Source organism: Psychromonas ossibalaenae ATCC BAA-1528, from assembly GCF_000381745.1.
GTDB lineage: Bacteria > Pseudomonadota > Gammaproteobacteria > Enterobacterales > Psychromonadaceae > Psychromonas > Psychromonas ossibalaenae.
The window spans coordinates 1-10,850 of record NZ_KB907052.1 but is presented as its reverse complement, the minus strand read 5'-3'; the positions used below and the strand labels follow the sequence as shown (position 1 = coordinate 10,850).

The 10,850-nt window shown below is 39.7% G+C and carries 8 protein-coding genes; 6 read left to right on the top strand and 2 right to left on the bottom strand.

The features are described 5' to 3' along the window. Window positions 1-243, top strand: a 243-nt coding sequence (locus tag G327_RS0123240; RefSeq protein WP_019617208.1) for a DJ-1/PfpI family protein, incomplete at its 5' end; no start/stop codon positions are given. 69 nt (window positions 244-312) lie between these two features. On the opposite strand, the gene G327_RS25515 is transcribed toward G327_RS0123240, so the two are convergent. Next, window positions 313-1,161, bottom strand: coding sequence for a D-hexose-6-phosphate mutarotase (locus tag G327_RS25515; protein ID WP_019617207.1), 849 nt, complete (start codon window positions 1,159-1,161; stop codon window positions 313-315). A gap of 18 nt (window positions 1,162-1,179) precedes the next feature. Beyond that, window positions 1,180-2,178, bottom strand: coding sequence for a LacI family DNA-binding transcriptional regulator (locus G327_RS0123230; protein ID WP_033298883.1), 999 nt, complete (start codon window positions 2,176-2,178; stop codon window positions 1,180-1,182). Between the two features lie 296 nt (window positions 2,179-2,474). Between G327_RS0123230 and G327_RS0123225 the strand changes: the two genes are divergently transcribed. From G327_RS0123225 to G327_RS0123205, 5 genes are all read left to right on the top strand, one after another. Beyond that, window positions 2,475-4,145, top strand: a complete 1,671-nt coding sequence (locus G327_RS0123225) for a class I mannose-6-phosphate isomerase (protein WP_211217270.1) — start codon at window positions 2,475-2,477, stop codon at window positions 4,143-4,145. A 43-nt stretch (window positions 4,146-4,188) separates the two neighbouring features. Continuing rightward, window positions 4,189-5,904, top strand: coding sequence for a PTS transporter subunit EIIC (locus tag G327_RS0123220; protein WP_019617204.1), 1,716 nt, complete (start codon window positions 4,189-4,191; stop codon window positions 5,902-5,904). A gap of 70 nt (window positions 5,905-5,974) precedes the next feature. Then, entirely contained in the window at window positions 5,975-8,614 is a 2,640-nt protein-coding gene (locus G327_RS0123215) for a glycoside hydrolase family 38 N-terminal domain-containing protein (protein ID WP_019617203.1), read from the top strand. Window positions 8,615-8,845: 231 nt separating this feature from the next. After that, the gene (locus G327_RS0123210) at window positions 8,846-9,955 is read left to right on the top strand and encodes a carbohydrate porin (protein WP_019617202.1); all 1,110 of its coding nucleotides are present in this window, start codon (window positions 8,846-8,848) and stop codon (window positions 9,953-9,955) included. Between the two features lie 141 nt (window positions 9,956-10,096). Beyond that, a partial coding sequence (locus G327_RS0123205; protein ID WP_019617201.1) for an MFS transporter occupies window positions 10,097-10,850 on the top strand: 754 nt, incomplete at its 3' end.

Genomic DNA, 10,850 nt, shown 5'->3' with positions numbered 1-10,850 from the left:
TTAGCCGCGCATAATTTACTGGAAGGGCGTAACTACACCACTGGTGCCGGCCTTAATAAGAAGTTCAGCGACGGTAACTTCCTGGATCAGAAAGTCGTTATTGACGGTAACTTTATCAGCGGCAAAGGGTTAGGAGTCAGCTTTGAGTTTGCTTTCACCGTGGCTAAAATGCTTCTGTCCGATAATCCGGAAAAAGTAGACTGGCAGGCGGATCATATCTATTTTGATCACTGGCCGCTGTAACGGCAGATAGTGTTATACAAAGAAGCCCTGTTTACAGGGCTTTATATGGTTTATATGTAGGGTGTTGCACTACAATGTTGTAATGGTCATCGAGAGTGAGTGGCTTTCATTTTTCTTTAAGGAAATTGGAAGGCAGAAAATAGCAGGTTCAACACACAACATTTTGTTATAAGCGTCATCGGGCATATCTTGAGTAGCTTTCGCACCTTGCTCTCCTGGATACCAAATAACATATGAATCATTTCCTTGGGAATTCACTAAGATAGTGCGATTTTTCTCTTCAATAGCGATAGTTGAGTCTGTTTCAGTAAAAACATAGTCAAGAGGATTATTAAACGTGAGCGTTGATTTTAATTGTCTGCTTTCTCCATTGTCGACACTATTGAGATAGTTTCGACCTAAACCAGTTAGCTGAGTGTGTTGTATATTTTGAAGATCGAAATAGCTATGAAATGCTCCGGAATAACAGAGACTTTCCTTGGAAATATTTTTAGTTGTGAGTTTCAGTGAGAGGCTGCTCCCTATAATTAATTTTAGCGTAATGATAAATTTGTATGGCCATACGGAAAGTGATTCCTCACTGTCTGTTAAGATTAAAGTAAGCTGCACATTTGATGGGCTATCAATAATATTATCTATAGACCAACAGGCTGTTCTCGCTATTCCATGCGCAGGAGTTTTACTTTTTCCAAACCATGGCCAGCAAATAGGAATGCCTCCTCTTAGAGGGGTCACTGTATCCCAAATACAATCATCACTTAGCCAAAGAACTTCAGCTTGGCCTTTTGGTTTATATTGAAGTAGTTGTGCTCCCATTAATGAAATTAGAGCAGAAGCTTGCGGGTGTTCAATGTTTAGTATTTCGATATTACCTTTGTGTTGTCGGGTTATCTTAGTGTGATTAAGTTTATTCTGCATTTGATAGATTCTCTGTAATTAACTTCCACAAGAGTGGCGTATAATCAATGTGGGAGGAATAATAATGTGTTGTGGATTTTCAGTGTTTCCGTGAATCCTTTTTAACAATACTTCACCCGCTTTACGTCCTATTTCTTTTGCTGAGACCGATATTGTAGTGAGTTCGGGATGCGTATCAGCAGCCTCTGGTATATCATCAAATCCAGTCAAAGCAATCTCTTTACCTATGTTAATATTTCGTGTATGTAATGCGCGCATTGCTCCAAATGCGACGATGTCTTGGTAGCAAATGACGGCGGTAATTTCTGGATAATGATCAAGAATTCCATTCATCATTATTTCGCTTGCCTTACGATTGGATTCACAGGTAAACGAATATTTAGTCTCCAGGTTTATGTCGTTTTCGAGTAATACTGATATGTAACCAGCTAAACGGTTTGCTCGGGTTTTTGAACCTTGCATACCGCCAAGAAAAGCAATTTTTCTATGCCCTAAGTTTATTAGGTGTTGCGTGATCAGTCGTGCGCCTTGAAAATTGTCCGTGCCGACAAAGTCATAATCAGCAATTTCTAAATTCCTTACTGCCAGCACGACAGGTATTTGTCTTCTCTTTAAAGTTACCAAGAAATCAAGATCCAAACCTAGTGCGGGGCAAATGACCATTCCGCCCACTTTATGGCTGATAAATGACTCTATAATTCTGCGTTGTCTTTCAGGGGAGTCTTCACTATTCGCTAGAAAAAGCATTTTATTGTGAAGTTCCATTTCCTGATTGAGGCTAAGCGTAAGCTCGCTGTAAAAAGGGTTAGTGATGTCATTGAGCAATAGGCCAACCTGATTACTTTCATTGTTCCGTAGGTTGGCGGCTGTCTGATTGTAAACATAACCAAGTTTATCAACCGCCTCTAGTACTTTGGCTCTTGTTGCTGGTGATAGCCTGCCTTTGTTATTCAAGGCCATTGATACAGTAGCTGTAGATACACCGCAATATTTTGCGACATCAACGATGGTATACATGATTTTCATACTCCCCAGGTTAAACGTTTAATCGGATGTTAATCGTAATTTAACTGAAATGTGGTGATAAGTATCACGTAAATATTTGCTTTCAGAGTATGTATATATGAAATGAGTGGTTAAACATTTTAACCAGTTTTGTTTGTGTGGTTAATCGATATACCATTTGCTAAATATTAAAACACGGCAAAGGTATGGCGATGAACTATTCAAGTAATAAATCAAATTATGACAAATTTCCCTGTATAGAAGTCACGGGGTGCCAGGAAAGTAGCTGGGAGGGCTGGGAAGCTACCATGAATGCTATTGCTTTAAAACTAGCAGACCTAAACAGTGCTCGGTCCATTTTAGTGGTTGATACCTATCCTGGTGTTGATTTACAAGAGTTAGAGTCTGAATTAAAGAGAAGCTATCCAGATGCAGAGCTATTTAATGTTGAGAAAGCTAAGCATTCAGAAGAAAAGATCTTTGCAATGTTAGAGAGACATATTACAGATGATCGTGTCTTTGGTTTTATTGCCCCTCACAAACTGCAGGAGTTTTTCGATGGCAATAAAATTAATTCGATTAAAGAGAAATTAAGCGAAAGTCAGGCATCACAGATTATCGTTTTTGGTGCAGGGGCTTCCCTTGTCCATGAAGGTGACGTGCATGTGTATGCTGATCTAGCTCGTTGGGAGATTCAGCAACGTTATCGTCGTGGGGAAATTGGCAACTGGGGAGTAGAGAATAAAAACGAAGATATATTACGCAGATATAAGCGTGCTTTCTTTATCGAATGGCGTGTTTTTGATCGTTATAAAACACCTTTATTAAAGCGTACTGATTTCATTCTGGATACTAACGTTAAGCAGGAACCAAAGTTGCTCACGGGTGATGCATTACGCGCGGGGCTTAAGCAAGCTGCTCAACAGCCATTTCGCCTAGTTCCTTTCTTTGATCCTGGAATTTGGGGGGGGCAATGGATGAAAGAAGTGTGTGGTTTAGACGCAGACAAACCAAATTATGCATGGTGTTTTGACTGTGTGCCAGAAGAGAACAGTTTATTTTTGAAAGTTGGTAATGTCAGAGTTGAAATACCTTCTCAAGATTTAGTTTTACTGGAGCCTAAAGCATTGCTCGGTGAGGAAGTCCATGCTCGTTTCGGTGCTGAATTCCCTATTCGTTTTGATTTTTTAGATACCATGGAAGGGCAAAACCTTAGCCTTCAAGTGCATCCGTTGACTGAATACATTCAATCAGAGTTTGGTATGCATTATACGCAGGATGAAAGTTATTACATGCTCGATACTGGCGAAGATGCCGTTGTTTATCTTGGTGTTAAAAATGATGTTGATCCGGATGAAATGATGGAAGATCTCAACGCAGCACAGCGTGGTGAAAAGTCATTTGATGATGACCGATTTATCAATAAATTTCCAGCTAAGAAACATGATCACTTTTTGATCCCTGCCGGCACAATTCATTGCTCTGGTTCTAATGCAATGGTACTTGAGATCTCAGCTACACCATATATTTTCACATTCAAACTATGGGATTGGGACCGATTAGGGTTAGACGGTCTTCCTAGGCCTGTTCACCTAGAACACGGCAAAGAAGTCATTCAGTGGGATCGAGATACAGATTGGACTGAAAAGAATTTGATCAACAGAGTTGAGGATATTGCTGAAGGTGATGGGTGGAAAGAAGAGCGAACAGGTCTTCACGAAAGAGAGTTTATTGAAACTCGTAGGCACTGGTTTAATAAGACTGTAACTCACCACACAAATGGCAATGTTAATGTATTGAACTTAATTGAAGGTCGTGAAGCAATTGTAGAAAGCCCAAGCAATGCTTTTGAAGCTTTCATTATTCACTACGCAGAGACTTTCGTTATTCCCGCTGGTGTTGGTAGTTATACCATTCGTCCTTATGGTGAAAGTGAAGGTCAAGATATAGCTACTATTAAAGCTTTTGTCAGAGTGTAACTGATTGATAATTAAAGTGATGTAATAAAATGAGGATTGTAAAATGAGTACACGTAAACTTGGAAAGCTCCAGTTTTTTGCGAAATCAATGTTGTACGCTGCGACGTTTGTATTGCCTTTTGCTGCAATGATGATCGCATTAGGAAGCGTTGGTATGAACGAAGCCCTTTTAGGGGGGATTCCTGGACTTGGTGGCATATTTGCTTTCATTGGCAAATATATGAATCTAGCTGGTTGGATAGTTCTTGGAAACCTGCCATTCTTTTTTGCTCTGTGTGTCGCAGCCGCATTGACGAAAGAGAAAGAAGCTGGTCCTGTTATTATTGCAGGGCTATTCTTTCTTACGTTTCATAAATTTGTAGGTGAGTTATCTTATACTTATTTTGGAGCAGTCCAAGGTAACGATGCAATTCAAACGGTGAATGACTTACTATCGCCAATAGCTAACGCAGAGCATCACACTCTTTTCGAATCAGTGTTTGGTATTGTTACTATGCGAGTTGGTGTGATCGGTGCGATTATCATTGGTGCACTTTCTGCGCAACTTTGGTCAAAGTTCAAGACCTTTAATAAGCTTCCGATGTGGCTAGATTTCTTTAATGGTCAACGTTTTACAATATTTGTAACGTTCATTTATGCGTTGCTTTTAGCTCTCGCTTTTCTAATCGTTTGGCCAATCGTTGGCCAAGGTTTAGAGTTTATAGCACATGCCGTTGAAAACTCCGGAACATTCATCGCCCCATTCTTCAAAACAATGTTAGAAGTTGGCCTGCGCCCAATAGGTATGCATCATATTACTAACTATGTGTTTGAATTTACTCCGGTTGGTGGTGAACTATTTTCGACTATTCAAAATGTAAGTTTAGTTGGTATTGCACAGGTTTGCCCTGCTAGGCTAGATGAGATGGTCAATCTGGTTAACCAAGGTCAAGCTACGTCAGCACAGGCCATCTTTGATAAGCAGAATATGTGTAACATCTTTTATGGTCAGGATATTGCCGGTATCTTTGCTCTTCCTGGTGCAGCAATTGGTATGTACCTAGCAATTCCAAAGAATAAAAGAACAAAGGAAGTTAAAGCGCTTTACATGAGTACTACTGCGGCCGTTATCTTTACTGGTTTTGCTGAACCATTGGAGTTTATGTTTGTATTAGCTTCTCCAATCTTGTATGGAGTCCACGTTTTATTGATGTCCACGTTCGCAATGATTCCTGATTTATTGAGTTCGATTATTGGTGAACAGGTATTCACTTGGAAACTATTTGGACTTGTCAATGTGTTTGCTTCGGGAGTGTTGCAAGTCGGTGTGGTATTAGGCCGTTGGTGGGAACTGATCCTATGGGTAGTCGTGGGTCTTTGCATTACTTGTGTTTATATCTTTGTCTTCCGTTTCTTAGTCATGAGGTTCAATGTAATGATTTTTGGTAGAGAGCCCGAAGGTGAAGGTGAAGATGAAACAGAAAACAGTTCATCCCTCGCTAGCGGACTTGGAAATTTAGTCGCTGGTGACTCTGATAAATTCGAAAAAATTATTCGAGCGTTAGGTGGTCGAGAAAACATCTTAAATATCGGAAACTGCTTTACTCGTCTACGTGTTGAAGTAAAAGACTCGAGCCTTGTTGATGCGAATAAGAAAACATGGCGTAAGCTTGGTGCTATAGAAATAGTGATACTCGAAGGTGGCGTTCAAGCTATCTACGGCGCCAGTGTCGATAGACTTCAAGTGAGTCTGAATAATTACCTCGTGCCCGAGTCTTAACCTCTCCTCTAATTGGGCCTTTAGTTTCTGGAAGCTCAATTAAATAATTGCATAATTAAGGAATAAAATAATGAGTAAAAAAATAGGTCATGTTGTTTATCAAACACATTGGGATAATGAATGGTATTTCACAGATAGAGAGTCTCAAGTTCAGCTTGTCTATCATATGCGTGAGATGTTAACGATGCTGGAACAGGGGGCTGTTGAACGCTTTTTACTGGACGGACAAACTGCGATTGTTGAGGATTATTTATCAGTTTGCCCTGAAGACAAGATTCGAATAGAAAAATTAATTGGGAATGGGAGGTTATTGATCGGCCCATGGCATGCGCAAACTGAAACGTTTGCTGTAAGCGGAGAATCCATGGTTAACAATCTGAGATTAGGTATTGACTATGCTAATTCGTTGGGAGGGGCTTCAATGGTCTCTTACTTGCCGGATAGTTTTGGGCACCCAGTGGATTTCCCGCAAATATTTAATGGTGTTGGCATAGATAAGTTTTGTTTCCGTAGAGGCATGGGAGATAAGCATCAACTTCCAACCGAGTTCTACTGGGAAGGTGATAATAATTCGCGAGTTTTAACCAACGTTCTTATTGATGGTTACGGCTGGTCTTATGATCCATTTTTTTCGGGTACATTATTAGACAAAGGTCTAGTATCTGAGTGCAAAACAAATGAACTTACTCCGCTGCAATTGATCGCAGAAAAAGCCGCGTGTGATGAGTTTCTAATGACGATGGGTAATGACCAAACTCCAATCAGACCAGACTTTAAAGAAAAATTAGAGTACTACAACAGTACCAGTGATGAATATTTATTTAAAGAGACGAGTTTTGAGGACTATTTTAAACGTTTAGAAGAGGTGTGTGGTGAAACATTGCCGACTTACCGAGGTGAGTTTCTAGATACTCAGTACTCTCGAATTCATAAGTCGATTAACTCCGTTCGTTATGACATTAAGCAATTGCAAGACAAGATTGAACGCTTAATGACCTATAACTTACAGCCGTTAATGGCTATGCTGGATAAACTTGGGGTTCCTTGGGAGAGCGGACTTGTCGATGAAATATGGCGATTACTGGCTCGTAGCCAAACCCATAGCGTATGTACCTGCACAGATAAAACGAACGCGCGTATCTTTGAGCGTTTGAAAATGTCCTATGAATTAGCAGAAAGTACTCACGCTTATCTGCTGAGAAAAATAGCGCTGACAGTCGATATTGAAGAGGGAAGAACACCTTTAGTTGTCACTAACACGCTTCCTGAAAGTCGAAAAGTAGTAGCACGTTACCGGGTGTTCACACCAGAAGAAGACTTTAGTTTATGGCTGAATGGTAAAGAAATTGTGCACTCTGTTATTAATAATGAGTATACCTATGGAGGTACTTACCATAAGGATGTTTCTCTTCATGATAAAAATAAATATTTCTATTTCAGTGAAGTGGAAGTTGAATTAGTACTTCCTGCGATGAGCTATCAGGTGATTGAGGTTGATCCTGTTGTTTCTCCTAAGTGTAAAGCGGCTAAGCAAAGCATCAATGGCACACGTATTGAGAATAACGAATTAGCTTTGTCCTTTGATGAAGGAATACTTAATCTAACCGTAAATTCATTAGGAAAAAAATTCAACAACGTTGTTTGTTTCCAAAATGATGGTGATGCCGGTGACAATTATGATCATTGTCCTCCAGAGCATGACTGGCTGCTTGATCTTGACTTATCGGATACCAAAGTTGAAGTGACTAAGCACATTCATAGTTCTGAAATGCGTTTGTCTGGTACATGGAGTGTTCCTGCTAGTCTTGAATCTCGAGAAAATAAAACTTGCGATGCTAAGTTAGAATATGTAATAAAATTTACGCTTAATGACCAATCTAAGCTGATTGATATTTCTATCAAAATTGATAATACGGCATTCAATACTCGTATGCGAATGATTGTTAATAGTGAGATCAGCAGCCAATTTTCTTTTGCGGGAACACAGTACACAGAGATTGCTCGAGAAACTAATCCAGAAGAACTTGAATACTGGCGTGAAAAAGGCTTTGTAGAAGAGCCAACTACAACAGAGCCTTTACTTAATTATGTATCTTTAAAAGGTGATGATTACCATACGACGATTCTTTCTCATGGATGTAAAGAATATCAAATTGCAGGAGATGAGTTCAATCAACTGGCGATTACGCTGTATCGAACTTGTGGACATTTTGGTCTGCCGGATCTGTCTAGAAGACCGGGCCGTGCTAGTGGTCTGGCGGAACAGCTTATCGAAACACCTGATAGTCAGCTGCAGAAGACGCTAGAATTTGATCTCGCGATGAAATTTGATAAAGAGCATGATATCAACCAAGTTCGTAAAGACTATGTTGAGTTTGCCACTTTAAATGGTTATTACCATGAGCAGGATTTATCAAGAACCGGTGAGTTAAGTATTTCCTACTTCCATACTAACCCACTACCATTTTCGCTGCCAAAGCAATACAGCATGCTGGATCTAGGTAATACCGGCTTAGTATTTAGTACCTTATCGAAAGGTAGAGGAAATGAGTACTTATTGCGTGTCTACAATCCAGGAAATGAAACTGTTGAACTGGGTAACATTCAAGGGACAGAAGTTCTAGGTTCAAGTAATTTACTGGGTGATGGGATAGTGAGTCTTGAGTCAACGATTAATCCTGGGCAGATATTGACAATCGTCATTACCTAAACAATAGAGGCTGCCTCAGCCAAACTAAAAGCCACAAAAAAACTTTAAATCAAATAGCTACCATTATTTTCATCTTGGTAGGAGTTTTTTTCGTTCTAATTTTGGCGATGTAGAGCAAAAACAGCACCTTAATTCATATAACCGCCCGCTACTCAGGACTGGGCACGATCTAAATCATTCAAATTAAATATGAATTAATACTATTAAACATAAAACTATGGGATTTTATTTATGAACTTTTTTAAAACATCGATCATTGCGGCTACAGTAATCGCACCATTCTCAGCCGTCGCAGGCATTAACATTATTGATAACGAGAAAGGTAGTTTTTCTATCGGTGGTGATGTTGAATTTGATTTGAACTATGAAGAAAAGAGTGATGAAGCTGCTGGTGACGGTGACTCACACTTTGATCAAACCGGTCGTATTTTGATTGAATTTGCAGGCGAGCGTAGAACTGAATCCGGTCATTATTTAAAATTTAAAGCACAGCCGTTAATGGATACTTCCGGTGAAGTTAATCTTGATGATTCATGGTTTTCCTTTGGAATGAAAGACAGCTGGGAGCTGCGGTTAGGGCGTTTTGAAGCATATGATATGTTCCCTGTTGGTCAGGATACTTTTTTGGAATATTCAGGTGATACTGCTAATGATCTTTATACGGATAATGCCGGTTATATGTATCAGCTGAATGAGGGGCGAGGTCGCGGAGGTCAGGCTGGGCAGGTCATGTATAACCACACATTTGGAAATTTATACACCGAAGTTTCTACTATGATTGGCGACCGCACGGAATTATTTGCAGATACTTATCACGGTAAGGTACTTGAAGCATCGAGTGATTCAATCATTGTGCGGCCTGTTGTGGCTTATCAGATGAATGATTTTCGCGTAGCTGCTTCAATGGAAGCCAATTTAGTCAAAGATGCGGTTATATTTGCCGACGGCAGTGCCGGTGATGTAGGCAATCGTATCGGTTATGCTGTAACAGCCAATTACAGCAAAGGTGATGTTTCTGTGAATGTAAATGCAGCTTATCTTGATGCACTTAACGAAACTGATTCCACTTTGGGTATGAATGTTTTATGGAAAGGTTTTGGGCTTGGTTATATTTACGGAGTAAATGATTTTGATGTGGCTTCCGGCTGGCATGATGGAAAAGTTGAAGTTCAGACCGTATACAGCTCTTACCAGTTCTCTGATATTTTTGATGTAGAAGATTTTTCAATCTATGCCGGTATTTACCATACAAATCTTATCGATAAAGGTATTTCGCTTGCTAGTAATTTTGCCGAAGGAGATGATTTTGGCGGACGTCTTCGCTTTAAATACTTATTTTAAAGGTTCTTAGAACTCTTTCGAACAGGCTTTGTTCCCGTTTGATATTGGCTATTTTTGCAGGTCGGCTTTAGGTCGTTAATAAGTAAATGACGGGATAAATCCCGGCCTACAATCAATGTGTTAGATATCAACGATACGGTTATGGAACAGATCCTTCGAACAACAATAAAACATGCCAAACCCAAACTTATTAATAATCAGATAGTTAAAAATATGAAACAGAATCGTACTCACACTCTTACATTATTGGCGATGACCTTTTTTACCTGGGGTCTACTAACTTCAGCAAACAGTATGCTGGTTCCACACTTTCAAGTTTTATTTGACCTGAATTATAAACAGTCAATGTATGTGCAAATTGCCTTTTACCTCGCCCCATTTGTAATCTGCATTCCGACATCGATCTTGATGAATAAAAACGGTTACAAGATGACCTTATCCATCTCTTTAGCTTGTACGGCTGTCGGAGCAAGTTTGTTTTTCCTAGCAGTTACCTTCAGATCATTCGGCGGCTCACTTCTGGCTATTTTTATACTTGCGTTAGGAGTTGCTGCAATGCAGGTTGTTGCTAATCCTTATGTAACGCATCTTGGTGATCAGGCTTCTGCATCAAGAAGGTTAACTTTTACCTCATCGATTAATTCACTGGGAACGACGCTGGCTCCATTATTTATCGGTTTGACACTGGTGACGCTAGGGATTGCTAATCTTTATTTCTTATTCGCTTTCGTTATTTTTTCCCTAGGCGTGGTTATCTTTAAAAGTAATATTCAAGACTTTAAAAGCGATGAACAGAGCCATTATATTGAACAAGTTAAAGCTTTGGTTAAACGGAAACACTTTGTGTTCGGAGCCTGTACCATTTTCGTTTATGTGGGAGTTGAAGTAGCGATAG